Here is a 19,275-nt window from a genome sequence, read left to right on the forward strand (position 1 = left end):
TCAGCCCCCGGAGGGCCGGGCCCCGTCGTGGAAGCCGGACCAGATACGATGGCCGGGCGGGAAGCCGAGCGAGACAAGGGTGTTGATCAGCATTCCGTACGCCAGAAACGTCGTGGTCTCGTCCACGTCCGCCCCGAGCGTCAGATGGACCGTCTCCCAGAGCGTCTGCCAGCCGGCCCGTACCGCGTCGCCGAACTCGTGGTCACCCGCGGCCTCGGCGGTCGCCACCGCGACATACATCTGCATCTGCATCAGCAGTTTCTCCGGATCATCGGCGATGAGCCGCTGATAGGCAGTCGCCATGGCCTGTAGAGCCTCTTCGCCCTCCAGACCGTCCGACGCCTCCACGAGGACGCGCGTGGTGTCCGCCAGACAGCGCTCCGCGGCGGCGAGGAATATGGCCTGCTTGTTCGGGAAGAGCCGGAAGAGATACGGCTGCGAGACGCCGACCCGGCGGGCGATCGTCTCCGTGGAGGTGCCGTGGTAGCCACCCCGGGCGAACTCCGCGACCGCCGCGCGGACCACGCTCTCGCGCCGCTCTTCCGCGCTCATCCTGACCATGGGCTAAAGTTATTGACTACTCACTACCTATGTCAAACGTAAGGGGCGCCCGTCCATTGCGGGCACCCCTTACTCGTCGATCGCTCAGGCGAGCCGGACAACGGCGCGGGACATGCCCAGCACCTTCTGTCCCGCGCTCATCGCCGTCAGATCCACCCGGACCTTGTTGTCCTCCAGCTTGGCCGCGACCTTGGCGCTGACCTCGATCAGCGCGCCCTGGTCGTCATTGGGCACCACGACCGGCTTCGTGAAGCGGACGCCGTACTCGACGACGGCTCCCGGGTCGCCCACCCAGTCGGTCACCACCTGGATCGCCTCGGCCATGGTGAACATGCCGTGCGCGATGACATCCGGGAGGCCGACCTCCTTGGCGAACTTCTCGTTCCAGTGGATCGGGTTGAAGTCCCCGGAGGCGCCCGCGTACCGCACCAGCGTCGCGCGTGTGAGGGGGAAGCCGCGGGGCGGCAGCTCCGTACCGATCTCGACCTCGTCGTAACCGATCTTCGCGGTCACCGGCCTCACGCCCCCTCGGCGGCGCGCGCCACCAGCTTGGTCCACGCGGTCACGACATGCTCGCCGGCCTCGTCGCGCACTTCACCGCGGACATCGATGATGTCGTTCCCGGCCAGAGACTTGATCGCCTCGATGGTCGAGGTGACGCTCAGCCGGTCGCCCGCCCGCACGGGACGGGTGTACGCGAACTTCTGGTCGCCGTGCACGACACGGCTGTAGTCCAGACCCAGCTGCGGATCGGCGATGACCTCACCCGCGGCCTTGAAGGTGATCGCGAACACGAAGGTCGGCGGAGCGATCACATCGCAGTGCCCGAGGGCCTTGGCGGCCTCCAGGTCGGTGTACGCCGGGTTGGGGTCGCCCACCGCCTCGGCGAACTCGCGGATCTTCTCCCGGCCGACCTCGTACGGCGCGGTGGGCGGATAGCTCCGCCCCACGAAGGACTGATCGAGCGCCACTGACTCGCTCCCTCCTGATGTAGATGACCACAAGCCTGACGCAGACCTGACGACCTGACGCAGACAAGCCTGACGTAGACAAGAGAAACGACGCGAGGCCGTCCCCAACCGGGGACGGCCTCGCATACGAGCCTGATTCAGCGCGTTTCGCGGTGCGCGGTGTGCGAGTTGCAGCGCGGGCAGTGCTTCTTCATCTCAAGACGGTCCGGGTTGTTACGCCGGTTCTTCTTGGTGATGTAGTTCCGCTCCTTGCACTCCACGCAGGCCAGCGTGATCTTCGGGCGGACGTCGGTGGCAGCCACGTGAGTGCTCCTTGGACGGACAACGGATGAACGGATGAACGCAGAAAAGAGTAGCCGATCGAAGGACCGACCCCACAATCGGCTACTTTGTGTAGCGGTGACCGGACTTGAACCGGTGACACAGCGATTATGAGCCGCTTGCTCTACCGACTGAGCTACACCGCTTCGATGTTGGATCTCCTCGCCCGAGGGCGAGGATCACCGAACATCTGAGCCCCAATACGGAATCGAACCGTAGACCTTCTCCTTACCATGGAGACGCTCTACCGACTGAGCTATTGGGGCGAGCGATGAAGACATTACACGGTCGATTGCCGATCGCCCAAATCCGTTTTCCCTCCCCACACCCCACGCGTCCCGCGGTGTCCCGTACGCCACTGGTGGGCTCGTCGGGACGACTGTCGCGCTCCTCCTCGAAGGCCGACCGAGGCGCCCCTAGGCTCGACTCACGCTGCGTGATCCCGCACGCCGGAGTCCGACCGGAAAGCCCTCACCAGGAGCCCGATGCCCGACAGCCAGCCGCAGCCGTCCGACGGAGCCCCGGCCGACACCACCGCGCTCGTCCTGTGCGGCGCCCGTCTCACCGACGGCCGCGTCGTGGACGTACGGCTCAGCTCGGGCCGGATCGAGGCGGTGGGCACGCCGGGCAGTCTCGCCGCGCACGGCACGCGGGTGGATCTGGCCGGCTATCTGCTGCTCCCCGCTCCGGCCGAGCCGCACGCCCACAGTGACACCGCCCTCACCGCGCTCACCCCCGACGGACCGGGCCCGTACTCCCCCGAGGATGTGCAGCGCCGCGCCACCGAGGCCACCCTGCTGCAACTCGGGCACGGCGCGACCGCGCTGCGCTCCCACGTACGGATCGGGGGCGCGCAGGAGCTGGGCCGGATGGAGGCGGTGCTCCAGGCCCGGCGTTCGCTGCGCGGTCTCGCCGATCTGACCGCCGTCGCCGTACCTCGGCTGCTGACCGGCCTCGCGGGCGCCGACGGGCTCGCGATGCTGCGGGACGCGGTGAAGATGGGCGCGGGTGTGGTGGGCGGCTGCCCCGACCTGGACCCGGATCCGGCCGGGTACGCGGAAGCGGTGCTGGGGATCGCGGCCGAGCACGGCTGCCCCGTCGATCTGCATACGGACGGTGACGATCCGCTCCTGCTCGCCCGGCTCGCCGCGATGGCGGGCGGTCTGCGGCCCGGGGTGGCGCTCGGGCCGTGCGCGGGGCTGGCCAGGCTGCCTGCCGAGACGGCGGCGCTGGCCGCGGACCAGCTGGCGGCGGCCGGCGTGACGGTGGTCTGTCTGCCGCAGGGCGGCTGCGGAGGTGTGGAACGCGCGGATGTGGAACGGGTGGGCGCGGACCGGCGCGGTGGCGTGGACCGGTTCGGTACCGAGCCGCCCGGCACGGACTCCTGGGGGTACGGGCTGCCCGGCGCCGAGCGCGGCGTCGCCCCCGTACGGCTGCTGCGGGCCGCCGGTGTGCGGATCGCGGCGGGCAGCGGGGCGCTGCGGGACGTGTCGAATCCGGTGGGGCGCGGCGATCCGCTGGAGGCCGCATATCTGCTGGCGTCGCAGGGCGGGATGCGGGCGGCGGACGCGTATGACGCGGTGAGCGGGGTGGCGCGGGCGGCGATGGGGCTGCCCGAGGTACGGGTCGAGGCGGGTTTTCCCGCGGAGTTGCTGGCCGTACGAGGGGAGCGGATCGAGGGCGCGCTGTCCCTCGCGTACAGCAGGATCGTCATCCACCGCGGACGGGTGGTGGCGCGGACGTCCGCCGTACGGGAGTACTGCGACTCGGCGGCGGCGGTCGCGCTCGAACTGCCCCGGCAGGGACGGTCCGTCCTGGGTAACCCCGGCCCCTGAGCGGGACGCCGGGTCGGCGGGGAACGGTCCACGGACGTACGGTCGTAACCATGCGAATCGTGATCGCCGGAGGACATGGTCAGATCGCGCTGCGGCTGGAGCGACTGCTCGCCGCGCGCGGACACGAGGCCGCGGGCATCATCCGCGCCCCGGGGCAGGCGGAGGATCTGCGCGAAGCCGGTGCCGAACCGGTCGTACTGGACCTGGAGTCGGCCTCGGTCGAGGAGGTGGCCGAGGTACTGAAGGGCGCGGACGCGGCGGTCTTCGCCGCGGGCGCGGGCGGCGGGAGCGGAGCGGCCCGCAAGGAGACGGTGGACAAGGGCGCGGCGATCCTCTTCGCGGACGCCGCTGAGCGCGCGGGCGTACGCCGTCACCTCGTCGTCTCGTCCGTGGGCGCGGACCCGGATCACCCGGGCGACGAGGTTTTCGACGCGTATCTGCGGGCCAAGGGCGCGGCGGACGCGTACGTACGGTCCAGGTCCGGTCTCGACTGGACGATCCTGCGGCCGGGGGCGCTGACGGACGACCCCGGGACGGGGCTCGTGCGGCTCACGGAGTCGACGGTACGGGGGTCCGTTCCGCGTGACGACGTGGCGGCGGTGCTGGCCGAGTTGGTGGAGACCCCGGGGACCGCGGGTCTGACGCTGGGGCTGATCAGTGGGACGGTGCCGGTGGCGGAGGCGACGGAGGTCGCGGCGGGCGGACGATGAGTTCCGGGCCCCGCGGCGGTCCTTGCCCTCATGAACGAGGACATGAGCGAGGACATGAGCGACGACAGTGTGAGTAAGGACGTGAGCGAGGGCGTAGGTGAGGGCTTGGGTGCGGAGAAGGACCGGAGCGCGTCCGTGAGCCTGCCGAAGATCGTCCGACGGGGCGAGCAGCCGTATGTGGCCATCGGAAAATCTGTCCGGATGGACGAGTTCCCGACGATCGCCGACCGGCTGCCCGAGCTCATCGGATGGGTGCTCGGCCAGGGGCTCGAACTGGCGGGGGCGCCGTTCTTCCGCTACCGCACCATCGACATGGACGGCGAGTCGGAGGTGGAGGCCGGCGTCCCTCTGGTGTCGGCGCCGGAGCCGGAGGGCGAGATCCGCGTCGGGACACTGCCCGCCGGCTATTACGCGACGATCACTCACCTCGGCCATCCCGACGGGCTGTTGGAGGTGGCCAGGGGGCTGCGCGAGTGGGCGGAGCACGAGGGGCTGGAGTGGGACATGACGGTGGTCGACGGGGTGGAGCACTGGGACTGTCGACTGGAGACGTACAGAACCGACCCGCGAGTGGAACCGGACCCGGCCAACTGGGAGACGGAGCTGGCGTTCCGCCTCGCCGATCTGGCCCCGGGCGGATAGCGCGGCGTTGTTCGGACGCTTCGGCTGGTCGGCCGGCTGGTCGGCCGGCTGGTCGGCCGGAGATGAGAATGGCCCCTGATCCACGTCTCCGTGAATCAGGGGCCATCTCTATCGCGTGGCGGCGCCAGGATTCGAACCTGGGTAGGCTAAGCCGACGGATTTACAGTCCGCTCCCATTGGCCACTCGGGCACACCGCCATGGGATGTCGTTGCCGGGTGGAGGGGCCGCTTTGGGCGGTGCTCCGTGGCAACGACGTAAACGATACCCGATGCTCGGGGGTGCTCCGCCACCGGTTTGATCAGCACTCCGGGCGGGCGTGGGTGACTAGGCTTTACGGCAGCGGCCGGCGGTGTCCGGTCGCGCAGCGAGCATGCGATGAGCACCCGAACAGCACCGATACAAGGAGCCACAGGACATGGCCGACTCCAGTTTCGACATCGTCTCGAAGGTCGAGCGGCAGGAGATCGACAACGCTCTCAACCAGGCCTCGAAGGAGATCGCGCAGCGTTACGACTTCAAGAACGTCGGCGCCTCGATCGGCTGGTCCGGCGAGAAGATCCTCATGCAGGCGAACTCGGAGGAGCGGGTCAACGCGATCCTCGACGTCTTCCAGTCCAAGCTGATCAAGCGCGGGATCTCGCTCAAGGCGCTGGACGCGGGCGAGCCCCAGCTGTCCGGCAAGGAGTACAAGATCTTCGCTTCGATCGAGGAAGGCATCTCCCAGGACAACGCCAAGAAGGTCGCGAAGATCATCCGCGATGAGGGCCCCAAGGGCGTCAAGGCGCAGGTGCAGGGCGACGAGCTGCGGGTCAGCTCGAAGAGCCGTGACGACCTGCAGACCGTGATCTCCCTGCTGAAGGGGCAGGACTTCGACTTCGCGCTCCAGTTCGTGAACTACCGGTGACGCGGGACCGACCGGAGAGGTGGGCGGCGCGGGGCGGGCGCTCCGTGCCCGCCCCGGCCGTCACCGGTCGGGCGTGATGTGGTCGGGCGTGATGTCCGAATCCCGCCAGCTTCGGCGGATCGGGCGGCGGAGACTCGTTACTCGTAGCAGCTGAAAGCGGCCACCGAACGCGGCTCGTGGACAGCTGAACGCTCTGCGAGGAGAGGACCGAGTGATGACCGGGACCATGTACACGACGATCGACAGCCCGCTGGGCGAACTGCTGCTCGTCGGCGAGCGGTCCGCCACCGCGAAGGGCGGCGTCGCGCTCGCCTCGCTCTCCGTGCCGGGGCAGAAGGGCGCGGCCGTCGTCCAGGACGGTTGGGTCCGGGCGCCGGAGGCGTTCGAGGAGATCGCCGGGCAGCTCAGGGCGTACTTCGAGGGGACGCTGACGCGGTTCCGGATCGAGTACGCGGACAGCGGTACGGACTTCCAGCGGCGGGTCTGGCAGGCGGTGGACGCCATTCCGTACGGCGAGACCGTGACGTACGGGCAGATCGCCGGGCAGGTCGGCTCCGCCGGGGCCGGGGTGCGCGCCGTGGGGACCGCGATCGGACGGAATCCGCTGCTTGTCGTACGGCCGTGTCATCGGGTGATCGGCGCGGACGGGGCGCTGCGCGGGTACGCGGGCGGCATGGACCGTAAGGAGCGGCTCCTCGGCCTGGAGGGCGCGCTGGTGCGATGAGCGGGGAACTGTTCCCGAGGCCGCGAGCCGTCGTCGCGCCCGGCGCCGTGCACGTTCCCTCGTGGCTGTCCGAGGAGCGGCAGCGGGAGCTGGTGGACGCCTGCCGGGGCTGGGCACGGGGGCCGGTGCCGATCCGGCACACGGTGCTGCCGAGCGGCGGTGTGATGTCCGTACAGACGGTCTGCGTGGGCTGGCACTGGCAGCCGTACGCGTATACCCGTACGGCCGGTGATGTGAATGGCGCGCGGGTCGCGGAGTTCCCGGACTGGCTGGTCGCGTTGGGGCGGGAGGCGCTGGTCGAGGCGTACGGCGATCCGGCGGCCGGTGCGGCGTACACCCCGGACACCGCGCTGATCAACTTCTATGAGGGCGGCGCGAAGATGGGGATGCACCAGGACAAGGACGAGAAGTCCGGGGCGCCGGTGGTGTCCTTGAGCATTGGTGACCGCTGTGTCTTCCGCTTCGGCAATACGGAGGGCCGGGGGCAGCCGTACACGGACGTCGAACTGTCCTCCGGGGACCTCTTCGTCTTCGGCGGCCCTTCGCGGTACGCGTACCACGGGGTGCCCAAGGTCTATCCGGATACGGCGGACCCGGCCACGGGGCTGGGTGCCGGGCGGTTGAACATCACCCTGCGCGAGACCGGCCTCGTGTAGCCGTCCTCGTGCAGTCGTCCTTGTGCAGTCGTCCTTGTGCAGTCGTCCTCGTGCAGCCGGGGTCGGCGGGCGCGAGGTCAGCTTGCGCGGGGGCTCAGCGGGCGCGGGAGTGGCCGAAAATCAGCCGGTAGAGAACGAGCAGCACAAGAGCGCCGCCGATCGCCGATATCCAGGTCGCCCCGTCGTAGAACTCGTTGCTGATGGGATGGTCGAGCCAACGGGCCGAGATCCAGCCGCCGATGAAGGCTCCCGCGATACCGATGAGGGTCGTACCGATCAGTCCGCCCGGGTCCCGGCCGGGGAGCAGAATCTTGGCGGCGGCTCCGGCGAGAAGTCCTAGAATGATCCAGCTGATGACACCCATGCCATGAACCTGCCTTTCGTACGGTCTTGCCCCGGAAGACGCCGTACGGGCGGGTGGCGGTTGCACCTGGAGGCGGGACCGCCGGAAGTTCATGGCGTACGCACAGGAAGCCGGCGGCGGTGCCGGGGGCATGACCGCGGCGAAGGGGCAGCAGCCCGGGAAGCGGCCCCGGAAGCGGTCAGCGGGCCGCGAACGGCTGGTCGGTGGGGACGATTTCCTTGCCGAGCGGCGCCAGCGAGATGGGAATCAGCTTGAAGTTGGCCAGGCCCAGCGGGATTCCGATGATCGTGACGCATAGGGCGATGCCGGTGAGGATATGGCCGAGGGTGAGCCACCAGCCCGCGAGAACCAGCCACAGCACATTGCCGACGCACGAGGGCGCGCCCGCGTCGCGGCGGTCGACGGCCATATAGCCGAAGGGCCACAGGGCGTAGAAGCCGATACGGAACGCGGCCACCCCGAAGGGGATACCGATGATCGTGATACAGAGCAGCGCGCCTGCCAGCAGATAGCCGAGGCACATCCAGAAGCCGCACAGAACGAGCCATATGACGTTCAGGATTGTTTTCATGGGCGGCGACCTGCCATCTGTTCCAGTCGGGCGATGCGCTCCGCCATCGGCGGGTGCGTGGAGAACAGCTTCGAGACTCCGTCCCCGGGGCGGAAGGGGTTCGCGATCATCATGTGGCTCGCGGTCTCGATACGCGGCTCGGGAGGCAACGGGAGCTGTTTCGTCCCCGCGTCCAGTTTACGCAGCGCACTGGCCAGAGCCAGGGGGTCGCCGGTGATCTGGGCGCCCGAGGCATCGGCTTCGTACTCCCGCGAGCGGCTCACCGCGAGTTGGATGACCGAGGCCGCGAGCGGGCCCAGAATCATGATCAGCAGCATGCCGAAGATGCCGGGGCCGTCATCGTCGTCGGACCGGCCGAAGGGGATCAGCCAGGCGAAGTTCACCAGGAACATCACCACTGAGGCGAGGGCTCCGGCGACGGAGGAGATCAGGATGTCCCTGTTGTAGACATGGCTCAGCTCATGGCCGAGGACTCCGCGCAGCTCGCGCTCGTCGAGGATCTGGAGGATGCCTTCCGTGCAGCAGACGGCGGCATTGCGCGGGTTACGGCCGGTGGCGAACGCGTTGGGGGCCTGTGTGGGCGAGATGTAGAGCCGTGGCATGGGCTGGCGGGCGGCGGTCGAGAGCTCACGGACGATGCGGTAGAGCTGAGGCGCCTCGAATTCGCTGACGGGGCGCGCCCGCATGGCGCGCAGGGACAGCTTGTCGCTGTTCCAGTAGGCGTACGCGTTCGTGCCGATCGCCACGACGAGCGCGACGATCAGGCCCGTACTGCCGAAGAAACTGCCGATCGCGATGATGAGTGCGGACAGTCCCCCGAGGAGTACGGCGGTCCTGAGCCCGTTGTGCCGGCGGTGCACGGTACGCCCTCCAAGTGGTGCGGCAGGGGAACCCTTTGCTGGTGCTGCTCCACTCTTCAGTGGACCCTTCCGTACTGGTCAACGCCAGGCGGGCGGCGCGGGTTCCCTTGTGCCGCCGGACAGGGGCGTACGCCGTCCGGGTGGCGGTGGTGCGGGGCCGGTGGTACAGGCCGGTGGTGTGCGGGGTCGGTACCGGCTCAGAGGCTCGCTCGGGTACGGGCTAGAAGAGGCCGGTACCGGCAAAGCGCAGTACGAGCTGGGGCGCGCCTGAGAGGGCGACAGCGGCGGCGGCCGTGAGCGCGATGGCGACGGTGACGGCCGCGGGGGGCCGGCCGATGGCCACCTCGTCGCCCCCGGTCTCCGGAGCCACGCCGGTACCGGTCTCCGGAGCCGCGCTCGTGGTCTCGGGAGCCGCGCTCGTGGTCTCGGGCTCCGGCGCGCGGAAGAGGACCGCCGTCCACTGGAGGTAGTAGTACAGCCCGATCACCACATTGACGGCCATGACGACGGCCAGCCAGCCGAGGCCCGCGTCGACGGCCGCCGAGAAGACCGTGACCTTGGCGAACAGGCCGATGATGCCCGGCGGCAGTCCGGCCAGACAGAGCAGGAAGAAGCCCATCGCGAGGGCGACGAGGGGCCGCCGCGCATAGAGGCCCTGGTAGTCGGAGAGGCGGTTCAGCGGCTTCGTACGGGCCACCAGCGCGACGACCGCGAAGGCGCCCAGGTTCACGACGGCGTACATCAGGGCGTACGCGACCGTCGACCCGATCCGGTCGCCACCCGCGTACGCCGCGGCGGCGATCGGCACCAGGAGATAGCCCGCCTGGGCCACGGACGACCAGGCCAGCAGCCGTACCGCGCTCCGCGCGCGGGTGGCCGACTGACGCATCGCCGCGGCGTTGCCGAGGGTCATGGTGAGCGCGGCGAGGACCGCGAGTACCGGACCCCACACCTCGCGGTACGAGGGGAACGCGATGACGGTCACCAGAATGAGGCCGGAGAAGCCGACCGCCTTCCCGACGACGGAGAGGTACGCGGCGATGGGCAGGGGCGCGCCCACATAGGTGTCGGGCACCCAGAAGTGGAACGGTGCGGCGGCCGTCTTGAAGGCGAAGCCGACGAGGGTCAGGGCGACGCCCGCCTTGGCGAGGGTGTCCAGCTGACCGGGGACATGCCCCAGTTCCGCGGCGATCCGGGTGAGATGGAGGGTGCCGGTCGCGGCGTACACGAAGCTGACGCCCAGCAGCATCACGGCGGTCGCGGTCACCGACGAGAGGAAGAACTTCAGCGCGGCCTCGGAGGAGAGCCGGTCGCCTCGTCGCAGTCCGACGAGCGCGAACGCGGGCAGCGACGCCACTTCGAGGGCGACGACCAGGGTGGCGAGATCACGCGAGGCGGGCAGCAGGGCGGCGCCGGCCGCCGAGGCGAGCAGCAGGAACCAGTACTCCCCTACGGGGAGTTTCCTGCTGTCCTGGAGCGAGATCAGCGCGGTGAGCAGCGCCCCGCCGAGCACCAGCAACTGGATGACCAGCGCGAAGTGGTCGGCGGTGTAGCTGCAGACGTCGGCGTCGTTGGTGAGGCAGAACGTCGAACGGTCGCCGGCGCGCAGCGGGAGAAGGGTGAGGAGCGCGGCGACCAGACCGGCGATCGCGATACCACCGAGGAGCGGCTTGCGATGCTCCGGTACGAAGAGATCGGCGACCAGCACGATCAGGGCGACCGCCGCCGTGATGGTGGGGGGCGCGATCGCGAGCCAGTCGATCGACTGGACGAGGCTGGCGGCGCCGGCGGCGCTCTCGGCGGCCACGGTCACGACTTGCCTCCTGCGAGGAGCTTCTGCACGACGGGGTCGGTGAGGCCGAGCAGAACAGCGGGCCAGAGTCCGGCGAGGACGGTGAGGGCGACGAGCGGGGTCCAGGCGGCGAACTCATAGTTCTGCACGTCGGTGAAGCGCGCCGCCGGCGCCGTCGGTCTCGTCGGTCCTTCCTGCGGGGCTTGCTCCCGGGCTTCCTGTGGGGCTTCCTGGAAGGCTTCCTGGGGGTACGCGCCCATGCAGACGCGGCGTACGACGATCAGCAGATACGCGGCGGTGAGCAGCGTGCCGAAGCCCGCGATCACCATGAAGGTGAGGAAGGCGGGGCGGCTCAGCCCCTCCGCCGGCTTGAAGGCCCCGAACATCGCGAGCATCTCGCCCCAGAATCCGGCGAGGCCGGGCAGGCCGAGGGAGGCGACGGCCGCGAACGCGAGCAGACCGCCGAGGCGGGGGGCGCGGCCGTAGAGCGCGGCGCCGGTGGCTCCGGCGAGGGTGTCGAGGTCGGCGCTGCCGTACCGCTCCTTGACCGCGCCGACCAGGAAGAACAGCAGGCCGGTGATGAGGCCGTGGGCGATGTTGGCGAAGAGCGCGCCGTTGACGCCGGTGGGTGTCATGGTCGCGATGCCGAGCAGGACGAAGCCCATGTGGCCGACGGACGAGTAGGCGATCAGCCGTTTGAGATCGCCGCCCGCGCCCTGCTTGGCCAGCGCGAGACAGGCCAGGGAGCCGTAGATGATGCCCACGACCGCGAAGGCCGCGAGATACGGCGCGAAGGTCCGCATGCCGTCGGGGGCGATGGGCAGGATGATCCGGACGAAGCCGTACGTACCCATCTTGAGCAGCACGCCGGCGAGGAGCACCGAGCCGACGGTCGGGGCGGCGGTGTGGGCGTCGGGCAGCCAGCTGTGCAGCGGCCACATCGGGGTCTTGACCGCGAGGCCGATGCCGATCGCCAGAACGGCGATGAGCTGCACGGATGTGCTGAGCCCACGGCCGTTGTCAGTGGCGAGTGCCACCATGTCGAATGTGCCCGCGTTGAGCCCGATCAGCAGCAGGCCGAGCAGCATGACCACGGAGCCGAGCAGCGTGTAGAGGATGAACTTCCAGGCGGCGGCCTGCCTGCCGCCGGTGACGCCTTCCGAGCCGCCCCAGCGGGCGATGAGGAAGTACATCGGGATCAGCACCATCTCGAAGGCCAGGAAGAAGAGCACGAGGTCGAGAACGGCGAAGGTCGCGAGCGTGCCGGACTCCAGCACGAGCAGCAGGGCGACGAATCCCTTGGGCGAGGGGCCCTTGGGCATCCGGAAGTAGCTGTAGAGCGCGCAGAGGAAGGTCAGCAGCGCGGTCAGGACCAGAAGGGGGAGGGAAATGCCGTCGACACCGAGGTGGATCCGGACGTCGAGTGCCGCGATCCAGCTGATGTCCGTCGTGGCCTGCATCTTTGACGGCTGGTCATGGTCGAAGCCGAGGGCCAGGACGATCGCGGCGACGAGGATCGCGCCGGTCACGGTCACGCCGTGGCGCAGCACGGCCTGGTCGGGGCTTGTGCCCCGAAGTCCGGGCGGGGCCGGGAGGAGCGCCGCGACGGCCCCGATGAGCGGCCCGACGACGATCAACGCAAGAAGGAACTGCATCACGGATTCACTGATATCGATCACGGCTCACGCTCCGGCGGCGACGAGTACGGCGGCGATCGCCAGGACGACGGAGCCGGCCAGCAGGGCGCTGAGGTAGGTCTGCACGTTTCCGGTCTGGGCACGGCGTACGGCGGCGCCGAGCCAGCCGGTGCCGGTGCCCGCGGCGCGTACGTATGTGTCGACGACCTCGCGGTCGAGGAAGCGGACCAGCTGGGCGGCCGCCAGGACGGGGCGTACGAACAGCCGGTGGTAGACGGCGTCGAGATGGAAGCCGGCCGCCGCGTGGCGGTGGAGCGGCCCCAGCAGGAGGCGTGCGGGGTCCGCGGGGTCGGGGGCGCCCGCGATGGAGCCGTACACCCGGGTGTGGATCTCGATGGCTTCCCTCTCCGCGAGGGCGGGCTCCGTGTCGGGGTGGGGGACGACGGCCCCGATCGGGGTGCGGGCGGCCAGTGCGGAGGTGTGCCGCCAGCAGCCGTAGGTGATCAGACCGCCGGCCAGCGCGACGCCCGTGCCCAGGACGGAGGTGGTGAGGTTCGGGGCGAGGCCCTGGCCGTCGAACCAGCCGGGGAGGTAGCCGATGGCCAGGCCGAGGCCGATGGTGGGGATGGCCAGGATCCACAGCACGGCGTTCATGGAGAGGGGTTGCTTGCCGTAGTCCGGGACCTCGGAGCCCCGGCCGCGGAAGGTCAGCAGCCAGAGGCGGGCCGCGTAGGCGGCGGTGAGGAGGGCGGTGAGCAGTCCGGCGAGCAGTACGGTCCAGCCCGCCGCTCCGGGGGCGGCGCCGCCGGATTCGCCGAAAGCCGTGTGCTCGGCGGCGACGAGGACGGATTCCTTGGAGAAGAAGCCGGCGAAGGGAGGGATCGCGGCGAGCGCGAGCAGGGCGACGGTCACCGTCCAGTAGGCGTCCGGGATGCGCTGGGAGAGGCCGCGCATCCGGGACATGGCGGCCAGTGAGTTGGTGCCGGCGGCATGGATGATCACGCCGGCGCCGAGGAAGAGGAGTGCCTTGAACGCGCCGTGCGCGATGAGATGGAAGACGGCGGCGCCACGGTCACCCACGGCCAGAGCGCCGGACATATAGCCGAGTTGGCCGATGGTCGAGTAGGCGAGTACCCGCTTGATGTCGTCCTGCGCGAGGGCGGCGAGCGCCGAGCCGACCATCGTGATCGCGGCCATCACGGCGAGCACCACCAGGGCGGCGGCCGAGGCGGCGAAGACAGGAAGGAGCCGGGCCACGAAGTAGATACCGGCGGCGACCATCGTCGCCGCGTGGATCAGAGCGGAGACGGGTGTGGGGCCCGCCATCGCGTCGGGCAGCCAGGTGTGCAGCGGGAACTGCGCGGACTTGCCGGCCACACCCGCGAGCAGCAGCAGCGCGATCAGGGTGGGGTGGTCGAGGCCACCGTCGGCGACGGTCCTCAGCACGCCGGTGATACGGAACGTCCCGGCGTCGGAGGCGAGCGCGAACAGCCCGATCAGGAAGGGGACATCACCGAGTTTGGTGACGAGGAAGGCCTTGAGGGAGGCCGCGCGCGCCTCGGGCGTCTCCCAGTAGTGGCCGACGAGGAAGTACGAGCAGATGCCCATGATCTCCCAGCCGACCAGCAGCACCATCAGATCGCCGGAGTAGACGACCAGCAGCATGGCGGAGGTGAAGAGCGAGACCAGAGCCGCGTACGAGGGGTAGCGCGCGTCGCCGCGCAGATAGCCCGTCGAGTAGATCTGCACGCACGACGCGACGACGCCGACGAGGACGGCGACCAGAGCCGCGAAGCCGTCGATGTGCAGGGCGAGGTCGATGGGGACCGAGCCGGTGGGGGTGAGCTGGGTCGCGGCGTCCAGCGGCGGCGTTCCGTCGCCGTCGCCGCCGCCCTGGCGTACGGCCACGGCGATGGCGAACCCCGCCGCGGCCAGGGTCGGCAGAACGGCCAGCGGGCGTACGAACCCGGGTGAGACACGGCCGAGCAGCAGCCCGGCGACGGCGCCCAGGAAGGGCAGGAGGGGGACGAGAACGGCGAGGGTCGTGGTGGTCACGCGGTGGCCTCAGCCTTCTGCGCCGGGGTGGCGTCGGTCGCTTCCGGTCCGGCGCCCTCCGGGGTGTCGGGACCCCCGGGGCCTTCCGCGGTGTCGCGGAGCCTGTCGATGTCCGAGGTACCGCGGTTGCGGTAGACCATCAGGACGATCGCCAGGCCGATGCCGATCTCCGCGGCGGCGATGGCGATGACGAAGAGGGTGAGGGCCTGGCCGGCGTGCAGGGTGTCGCGGAGCCAGACGTCGAAGGCGACCAGATTGAGGTTGACGGCGTTGAGCATCAGCTCGACGGACATCAGGACGAGGATCGCGTTGCGCCGCGCGAGCACTCCGTACAGCCCGGTGGAAAACAGCAGGGCCGCGAGCACGGCGGGATAGGCGAGATGCATCAGCGCTGCTCCTTACCGCTACGGCCGTTACCGCTACGGCCGTTCTTGGCGGCGTCGCTACCGCTACGGCTGTTCTTGGTGGCGGCCGCGCGCTTACGGGAGAGGACGATCGCGCCGACGAGTGCGGCCAGCAGGAGCACGGAGAGCGCCTCGAAGGGCAGCACCCAGTTGCGGAACAGGAAGTGGCCGGTCACCTCCGTGGAGCCCTGGGCCGGCCCGTCCAGGTCGATCCAGGTCGTACGGAACGCGTCGACGACCACCCAGACCAGGGATACGGCCGCGACGACGGCCACCGCGAGGGCGACCGGGCGGTTGCCCGAATCGGCGTCCGGGGAGCGGCCGATGGGCGCCTTGGTGAGCATCAGCCCGAAGAGAAGGAGGACCACCACGGAACCGAGATAGATCAGGACCTGCACCCAGGCGATGAACTCCGCCGTGAGCAGCAGATATTCGACGGCCAGGCCGCCGAGCGTGACGACCAGCCAGAGGGCGGCGTGGACCAGCTGTTTGGTCGTGACGGTGACGAGGGCCGCGCCGAAGGTGACCAGACCGACGAGGAGAAAAGCGATCTCGACACCGCTGGGTGACAGGAAGCCGTGCGCTGCGGGGCTCACTCGCCCGCCTCCTGTTCCCGTTCCCGCTGCGCCGCCGTGGCGAGCTTCTCGACGGTCTTGCGGGCGGCGCCGAGCTCCTTCGGCTCCTCGGCCGCCGGGTCGAGGGCGGGCGGCGCGGGCACCGTCCACATCCACTCGCGGAGCTTGTCCCGCTCGTGGGTGAGGTCACGGATGTCCGTCTCCGAGTACTCGAACTCCGGTGACCAGAAGAGTGCGTCGAAAGGACAGACCTCGATGCAGATACCGCAGTACATGCAGAGCGCGAAGTCGATGGCGAACCGGTCGAGGACATTACGGCTGCGTTCGCGCCCTCCGGGGACGGCGGCCGGGACCGTCTCCTTGTGGGAGTCGATATAGATGCACCAGTCGGGGCACTCACGGGCGCAGAGCATGCAGACCGTGCAGTTCTCCTCGAACAGTCCGATCACGCCACGGGTGCGGGGCGGGAGTTCGGGCTGTGCTTCGGGGTACTGGTGGGTGACGGTCTTCCTGGTCATCGTCCGCAGGGTGACGGCCAGGCCCTTGGCCAGACCGGAGCCGGGAAACGAGGGGGCCACTAGTTGATCGCCACCTTCACGATGCCGGTGAGCGCGATCTGCGCGAGAGCGAGCGGGATGAGAACGGTCCAGGCGAGCTTCTGCAACTGGTCCTCACGCAGTCGCGGGTAGCTCACCCGCAGCCAGATGATGACGAACGCGAGCACAGCCGTCTTGAGGAGCGTCCAGACCCAGCCGAGTCCGTCGTCCCCGAGCGGGCCGTGCCAGCCGCCGAGGAAGAGGACGGTGGTCAGTCCGCAGAGGACGACGATGCCCGCGTACTCGGCGAGCAGGAAGAGCGCGAAGCGCAGGCCCGTGTATTCGGTGTAGGCGCCGAAGATGATCTCGGAGTCGGCGACCGGCATGTCGAAGGGCGGGCGCTGGAGTTCCGCGAGACCGGCGACGAAGAAGACCAGGGCGCCGACGATCTGCCAGGGCAGCCACCACCACTCGAAGGCGTTGAGGATGCCGGGCAGGGAGACGGTACCGGCCGCCATGGCGACGGAGGCGGCGGCGAGCAGCATCGGCAGCTCGTACGCGAGCAGTTGTGCGGCCGTACGCAGACCGCCGAGAAGGGAGAACTTGTTGGCCGAGGCCCAGCCCGCCATGAGCGAGCCGAGCACCCCGATGCCCATCACGGCGAGCACGAAGAAGATGCCCGCGTCGACGACCTGGCCGACCGCGCCCTCGCTCGGACCGATGGGGATCGCGACCAGCACGAGGAGGTACGGGAGAAGGGCGACGGCCGGGGCGAGTTGGAAGATACGGCGGTCGGCGTTGGCCGGGACCACATCCTCCTTCTGCGCGAACTTCACCCCGTCCGCGACGAGCTGGGCCCAGCCGTGGAAACCGCCCGCGTGCATGGGGCCGAGACGGCCCTGCATATGGGCCATCACCTTGTGCTCGGTCTGACCGACGACGAGGGGAACGACCAGGAACACGGCGAAGACGACGATCAGCCGGAGGGCGACGTCGAGTACGTCGTTCACGCGTCTCCTTCGGGGCGGCGGTCGCTCTCGGGGCCCTCGCTCTGGGGGCTTTCGGGCTTGGGACCTTCGGGCTTGGGACCTTCGGGTGCGGGACCTTCAGGTGCGGGGCTCTCGGGGCTCTCGGGGCTCTCGGCCGGAGGGGGTTTACGCCATGGCGCGTCCGGGGTCGTACCCTCCGGCCGCTGGCTCGCCGAGCCCTGCGTGACGCTGCGCGCGCGGCGCGCCGGGCGGTCGCCCGCCGCACCACCGGCACCCGCGCCACCGGCACCCGCGGCGCGTGCCCCGCGGGCGGGTCGGGCCGGGGCCGGGGGCAACTGGCCCTTGAGGGGACCCCACTCGTTCGGGTCGGGCACACCGGGCGGGAGCATCTGGCGCCGCTTGGGGCCGCCGTGCTCGGACTCCCCCGGCTCCTTCGCACCCGGCCATGCCTTGACGACCCGGGCCGCCAGGACGAAGTCCTTGCGCAGCGGGTGCCCCTCGAACTCCTCGGGAAGAAGAAGGGGAACGAGATGGGGGTGGCCGGAGAAGGAGACGCCGAACATCTCGTGCGTCTCGCGCTCGTGCCAGCCCGCGCCCGCGTAGACGCCGATGGCCGTGGGCAGGACGGCCGCGTCGTGCGGGACGGTCGTACGGACGAGCAGCCGGCGGACCGTACCGCCCTCCAGGGCGGCGACATGGGCGCAGACGCGGAAGCCGGTGCCCGGCTCGTCGACCGCGCTCAGCCAGTCGAAGTAGGTGCAGCCCAGCTGGTCGCGGGCGGTTTCGAGAGCGGGGATCCAGGACTCGGCGGGGACATCGACCGTCAGCAGGTCGTATGTCCGCTCGGCCGTGGCCCCCTCGCCGAAGATCTCGGCGGCGGCGTCCGGCAGCCGGTCGTATGCGTTCACGAGGCGCTCTCCCCCGGCGTCGGCGGTGGCGGCGGCGTGACCAGTCCGCTGCGCAGCGCGGCGGCCGAGGGCCGTCCTGCCGAGGCGTAGCGTTCGCCGAGCGATTCGCGCGCGATCTTCTCCTGGAGTTTCAGGATGCCCTGGAGCAGCGCCTCGGGGCGGGGCGGGCAGCCCGGTACGTAGACGTCGACCGGGATGATCTGGTCGACGCCCTTCGTCACGGAGTAGGAGTCCCAGTAGGGGCCACCGCAGTTGGAGCAGGCGCCGAAGGAGATCACGTACTTGGGCTCGGGCATCTGCTCGTACAGCCGCTTCACGGCGGGTGCCATCTTGTCCGTGACGGTGCCGGAGACGACCATCAGATCGGCCTGGCGCGGTCCCGGGGCGAAGGGGATCACCCCGAGCCGGATGAAGTCGTGCCGGGCCATGGAGGCGGCGATGAACTCGATGGCGCAGCAGGCGAGTCCGAAGTTGAAGACCCAGAGGCTGTAGCGGCGGCCCCAGTTGAGGACCACCTTCATGGGCTGCGGGGCCAGCCGGGAGAGCACACCGAGCCGCTTTCCGCTTCCGCTCGCCTCGCCGGTTCCGCTCGTGTCTCCGGTGCCGAGCCCGATTCCGGCTCCGGTCCCGGTACCGGCTTCGGTCCCGGCGGGACCGTCGGCGGACACCGTCGGCAGGAATTCGGGAGCGGGAGTGGGGGTCACGTCCATTCCAGGACGCCCTTCTTCCATGCGTAGAGCAGTCCTACGGCCAGGAAGCCGAGGAAGATGAACATCTCGACCAGCGTCGTGGCGCCGTATCCGGGGGCGGCGAAGACGGTCGCCCAGGGGAACAGGAAGATCGAGTCGACGGCGAAGATCACATAGAGGAACGCATAGACGTAGTAGCGGACCTGGGTGTGTGCCCAGCCCTCGCCCACCGGGTCCACACCACATTCATAGGTGAGCAGTTTCTCCGGCGTCGGCACCACCGGCCGCAGCAGCCGGCCCGCCCCGAAGGCGACGGCGACGAACAGCACGCCGACGACCGCGAGCAGTCCGACCACCGAATAGCTCTGGAAGTAGTCCGACGCGAGAACGGTCGGTTGCGACACGTCCGCCCCTCGCTCCCTGACCTCGTAGCGGCTTCTTCGACGATCTGTACGGACGGGAGTCTAGGCCCTGTTAAAGACTTGGTAAGCAGCCGCGTCCCGCTTAGTGGGGTTATCCCTACTTCGGCTGGCCCAGCTACCCCATGGCGCGCGCCATCCGCTCCGTGCA

At 69.7% G+C, this 19,275-nt stretch carries 23 protein-coding genes and 3 tRNA genes; 6 read left to right on the forward strand and 20 right to left on the reverse strand.

Features of this window, described 5'->3' with window-relative positions; all coding sequences use genetic code 11:
* The 6 genes from AB0M67_RS25395 to AB0M67_RS25420 form a co-directional block, all read right to left on the reverse strand.
* Positions 1-561 carry a TetR/AcrR family transcriptional regulator gene (locus AB0M67_RS25395; protein ID WP_365748962.1) on the reverse strand — a complete coding sequence of 187 codons (561 nt, stop codon included), beginning with the start codon at positions 559-561 and terminating at the stop codon, positions 1-3.
* An 84-nt stretch (positions 562-645) separates the two neighbouring features.
* The gene (locus tag AB0M67_RS25400) at positions 646-1,074 is read right to left on the reverse strand and encodes a MaoC family dehydratase (RefSeq protein ID WP_365748964.1); all 429 of its coding nucleotides are present in this window, start codon (positions 1,072-1,074) and stop codon (positions 646-648) included.
* Between the two features lie 5 nt (positions 1,075-1,079).
* On the reverse strand, positions 1,080-1,532 hold the full coding sequence (locus AB0M67_RS25405; RefSeq protein WP_249948353.1) for a MaoC family dehydratase N-terminal domain-containing protein: 453 nt from the start codon (positions 1,530-1,532) through the stop codon (positions 1,080-1,082).
* A 137-nt stretch (positions 1,533-1,669) separates the two neighbouring features.
* Entirely contained in the window at positions 1,670-1,834 is a 165-nt protein-coding gene (gene rpmG, locus AB0M67_RS25410) for a 50S ribosomal protein L33 (RefSeq protein ID WP_003956487.1), read from the reverse strand.
* A gap of 92 nt (positions 1,835-1,926) precedes the next feature.
* Positions 1,927-1,999: transfer RNA gene (locus AB0M67_RS25415), tRNA-Met, on the reverse strand.
* A 47-nt stretch (positions 2,000-2,046) separates the two neighbouring features.
* A tRNA-Thr gene (locus AB0M67_RS25420) sits at positions 2,047-2,119 on the reverse strand.
* Positions 2,120-2,338: 219 nt separating this feature from the next.
* Here AB0M67_RS25420 and AB0M67_RS25425 point away from each other — a divergent pair.
* The 3 genes from AB0M67_RS25425 to AB0M67_RS25435 are packed head-to-tail and all read left to right on the forward strand — an operon-like array spanning position 2,339 to position 5,040.
* Positions 2,339-3,688: an amidohydrolase family protein gene (locus AB0M67_RS25425; RefSeq protein ID WP_365748966.1), complete on the forward strand. Its 1,350-nt coding sequence runs from the start codon at positions 2,339-2,341 to the stop codon at positions 3,686-3,688.
* 50 nt (positions 3,689-3,738) lie between these two features.
* Complete coding sequence (locus AB0M67_RS25430) at positions 3,739-4,398, forward strand: SDR family oxidoreductase (RefSeq protein WP_365748968.1); 660 nt, start codon at positions 3,739-3,741, stop codon at positions 4,396-4,398.
* Between the two features lie 54 nt (positions 4,399-4,452).
* A complete protein-coding gene (locus tag AB0M67_RS25435) occupies positions 4,453-5,040 on the forward strand; it encodes a GyrI-like domain-containing protein (RefSeq protein WP_365748970.1) in 588 nt (195 codons plus the stop codon).
* 116 nt (positions 5,041-5,156) lie between these two features.
* On the opposite strand, the gene AB0M67_RS25440 is transcribed toward AB0M67_RS25435, so the two are convergent.
* Positions 5,157-5,238: transfer RNA gene (locus AB0M67_RS25440), tRNA-Tyr, on the reverse strand.
* Positions 5,239-5,456: 218 nt separating this feature from the next.
* Between AB0M67_RS25440 and AB0M67_RS25445 the strand changes: the two genes are divergently transcribed.
* From AB0M67_RS25445 to AB0M67_RS25455, 3 genes are all read left to right on the forward strand, one after another.
* A complete protein-coding gene (locus tag AB0M67_RS25445) occupies positions 5,457-5,945 on the forward strand; it encodes a YajQ family cyclic di-GMP-binding protein (RefSeq protein WP_249948357.1) in 489 nt (162 codons plus the stop codon).
* A gap of 214 nt (positions 5,946-6,159) precedes the next feature.
* A complete protein-coding gene (locus AB0M67_RS25450; protein ID WP_365748972.1) occupies positions 6,160-6,669 on the forward strand; it encodes a methylated-DNA--[protein]-cysteine S-methyltransferase in 510 nt (169 codons plus the stop codon).
* Positions 6,666-7,325, forward strand: a complete 660-nt coding sequence (locus tag AB0M67_RS25455; RefSeq protein WP_365748974.1) for an alpha-ketoglutarate-dependent dioxygenase AlkB — start codon at positions 6,666-6,668, stop codon at positions 7,323-7,325. The genes AB0M67_RS25450 and AB0M67_RS25455 overlap by 4 nt, the downstream gene beginning before the upstream one ends.
* A gap of 94 nt (positions 7,326-7,419) precedes the next feature.
* Here the strand turns inward: AB0M67_RS25455 and AB0M67_RS25460 are convergent, their stop codons facing one another.
* The 13 genes from AB0M67_RS25460 to AB0M67_RS25520 form a co-directional block, all read right to left on the reverse strand.
* Positions 7,420-7,689, reverse strand: a complete 270-nt coding sequence (locus AB0M67_RS25460; RefSeq protein WP_030351403.1) for a GlsB/YeaQ/YmgE family stress response membrane protein — start codon at positions 7,687-7,689, stop codon at positions 7,420-7,422.
* A 178-nt stretch (positions 7,690-7,867) separates the two neighbouring features.
* Positions 7,868-8,260: a YccF domain-containing protein gene (locus AB0M67_RS25465; protein WP_249948361.1), complete on the reverse strand. Its 393-nt coding sequence runs from the start codon at positions 8,258-8,260 to the stop codon at positions 7,868-7,870.
* Positions 8,257-9,120: a zinc metalloprotease HtpX gene (htpX, locus tag AB0M67_RS25470; RefSeq protein ID WP_030351401.1), complete on the reverse strand. Its 864-nt coding sequence runs from the start codon at positions 9,118-9,120 to the stop codon at positions 8,257-8,259. The genes AB0M67_RS25465 and htpX overlap by 4 nt, the downstream gene beginning before the upstream one ends.
* 220 nt (positions 9,121-9,340) lie before the next feature.
* Complete coding sequence (locus AB0M67_RS25475) at positions 9,341-10,933, reverse strand: NADH-quinone oxidoreductase subunit N (RefSeq protein ID WP_365748977.1); 1,593 nt, start codon at positions 10,931-10,933, stop codon at positions 9,341-9,343.
* Positions 10,930-12,591 carry an NADH-quinone oxidoreductase subunit M gene (locus AB0M67_RS25480; protein WP_365748979.1) on the reverse strand — a complete coding sequence of 554 codons (1,662 nt, stop codon included), beginning with the start codon at positions 12,589-12,591 and terminating at the stop codon, positions 10,930-10,932. Before AB0M67_RS25480 ends, AB0M67_RS25475 begins: the two co-directional genes overlap by 4 nt.
* Before the next feature lie 3 nt (positions 12,592-12,594).
* The gene (locus AB0M67_RS25485; protein WP_365748981.1) at positions 12,595-14,604 is read right to left on the reverse strand and encodes an NADH-quinone oxidoreductase subunit L; all 2,010 of its coding nucleotides are present in this window, start codon (positions 14,602-14,604) and stop codon (positions 12,595-12,597) included.
* Positions 14,601-14,990 (reverse strand): NADH-quinone oxidoreductase subunit NuoK, encoded by a 390-nt coding sequence (gene nuoK, locus AB0M67_RS25490; RefSeq protein ID WP_365748983.1) that lies wholly within the window; start codon positions 14,988-14,990, stop codon positions 14,601-14,603. Before nuoK ends, AB0M67_RS25485 begins: the two co-directional genes overlap by 4 nt.
* A complete protein-coding gene (locus AB0M67_RS25495) occupies positions 14,990-15,604 on the reverse strand; it encodes an NADH-quinone oxidoreductase subunit J (protein WP_365748985.1) in 615 nt (204 codons plus the stop codon). Before AB0M67_RS25495 ends, nuoK begins: the two co-directional genes overlap by 1 nt.
* Entirely contained in the window at positions 15,601-16,161 is a 561-nt protein-coding gene (locus AB0M67_RS25500) for an NADH-quinone oxidoreductase subunit I (RefSeq protein ID WP_365748987.1), read from the reverse strand. The genes AB0M67_RS25495 and AB0M67_RS25500 overlap by 4 nt, the downstream gene beginning before the upstream one ends.
* Positions 16,161-17,129, reverse strand: a complete 969-nt coding sequence (locus tag AB0M67_RS25505; protein WP_365748989.1) for a complex I subunit 1 family protein — start codon at positions 17,127-17,129, stop codon at positions 16,161-16,163. The genes AB0M67_RS25500 and AB0M67_RS25505 overlap by 1 nt, the downstream gene beginning before the upstream one ends.
* Positions 17,126-18,016, reverse strand: coding sequence for an NADH-quinone oxidoreductase subunit C (locus tag AB0M67_RS25510; protein WP_365748991.1), 891 nt, complete (start codon positions 18,014-18,016; stop codon positions 17,126-17,128). Before AB0M67_RS25510 ends, AB0M67_RS25505 begins: the two co-directional genes overlap by 4 nt.
* On the reverse strand, positions 18,013-18,726 hold the full coding sequence (locus AB0M67_RS25515; protein ID WP_365748993.1) for an NADH-quinone oxidoreductase subunit B family protein: 714 nt from the start codon (positions 18,724-18,726) through the stop codon (positions 18,013-18,015). The genes AB0M67_RS25510 and AB0M67_RS25515 overlap by 4 nt, the downstream gene beginning before the upstream one ends.
* On the reverse strand, positions 18,717-19,109 hold the full coding sequence (locus AB0M67_RS25520) for an NADH-quinone oxidoreductase subunit A (RefSeq protein WP_240045916.1): 393 nt from the start codon (positions 19,107-19,109) through the stop codon (positions 18,717-18,719). Before AB0M67_RS25520 ends, AB0M67_RS25515 begins: the two co-directional genes overlap by 10 nt.
* Positions 19,110-19,275: the final 166 nt, after the last annotated feature.

The organism is Streptomyces sp. NPDC051662, assembly GCF_040681655.1.
Taxonomy (GTDB): Bacteria; Actinomycetota; Actinomycetes; order Streptomycetales; family Streptomycetaceae; genus Streptomyces.

Coding starts and splice junctions, on each gene's coding strand:
- AB0M67_RS25395 (WP_365748962.1), bottom strand. CDS start 561: ATGGTCAGGATGAGCGCGGAAGAGCGGCGCGAGAGCGTGGTCCGCGCG.
- AB0M67_RS25425 (WP_365748966.1), top strand. CDS start 2,339: ATGCCCGACAGCCAGCCGCAGCCGTCCGACGGAGCCCCGGCCGACACC.
- AB0M67_RS25430 (WP_365748968.1), top strand. CDS start 3,739: ATGCGAATCGTGATCGCCGGAGGACATGGTCAGATCGCGCTGCGGCTG.
- AB0M67_RS25435 (WP_365748970.1), top strand. CDS start 4,453: ATGAGCGACGACAGTGTGAGTAAGGACGTGAGCGAGGGCGTAGGTGAG.
- AB0M67_RS25445 (WP_249948357.1), top strand. CDS start 5,457: ATGGCCGACTCCAGTTTCGACATCGTCTCGAAGGTCGAGCGGCAGGAG.
- AB0M67_RS25450 (WP_365748972.1), top strand. CDS start 6,160: ATGACCGGGACCATGTACACGACGATCGACAGCCCGCTGGGCGAACTG.
- AB0M67_RS25455 (WP_365748974.1), top strand. CDS start 6,666: ATGAGCGGGGAACTGTTCCCGAGGCCGCGAGCCGTCGTCGCGCCCGGC.
- AB0M67_RS25460 (WP_030351403.1), bottom strand. CDS start 7,689: ATGGGTGTCATCAGCTGGATCATTCTAGGACTTCTCGCCGGAGCCGCC.
- AB0M67_RS25465 (WP_249948361.1), bottom strand. CDS start 8,260: ATGAAAACAATCCTGAACGTCATATGGCTCGTTCTGTGCGGCTTCTGG.
- nuoK (WP_365748983.1), bottom strand. CDS start 14,990: ATGCATCTCGCCTATCCCGCCGTGCTCGCGGCCCTGCTGTTTTCCACC.
- AB0M67_RS25515 (WP_365748993.1), bottom strand. CDS start 18,726: ATGGACGTGACCCCCACTCCCGCTCCCGAATTCCTGCCGACGGTGTCC.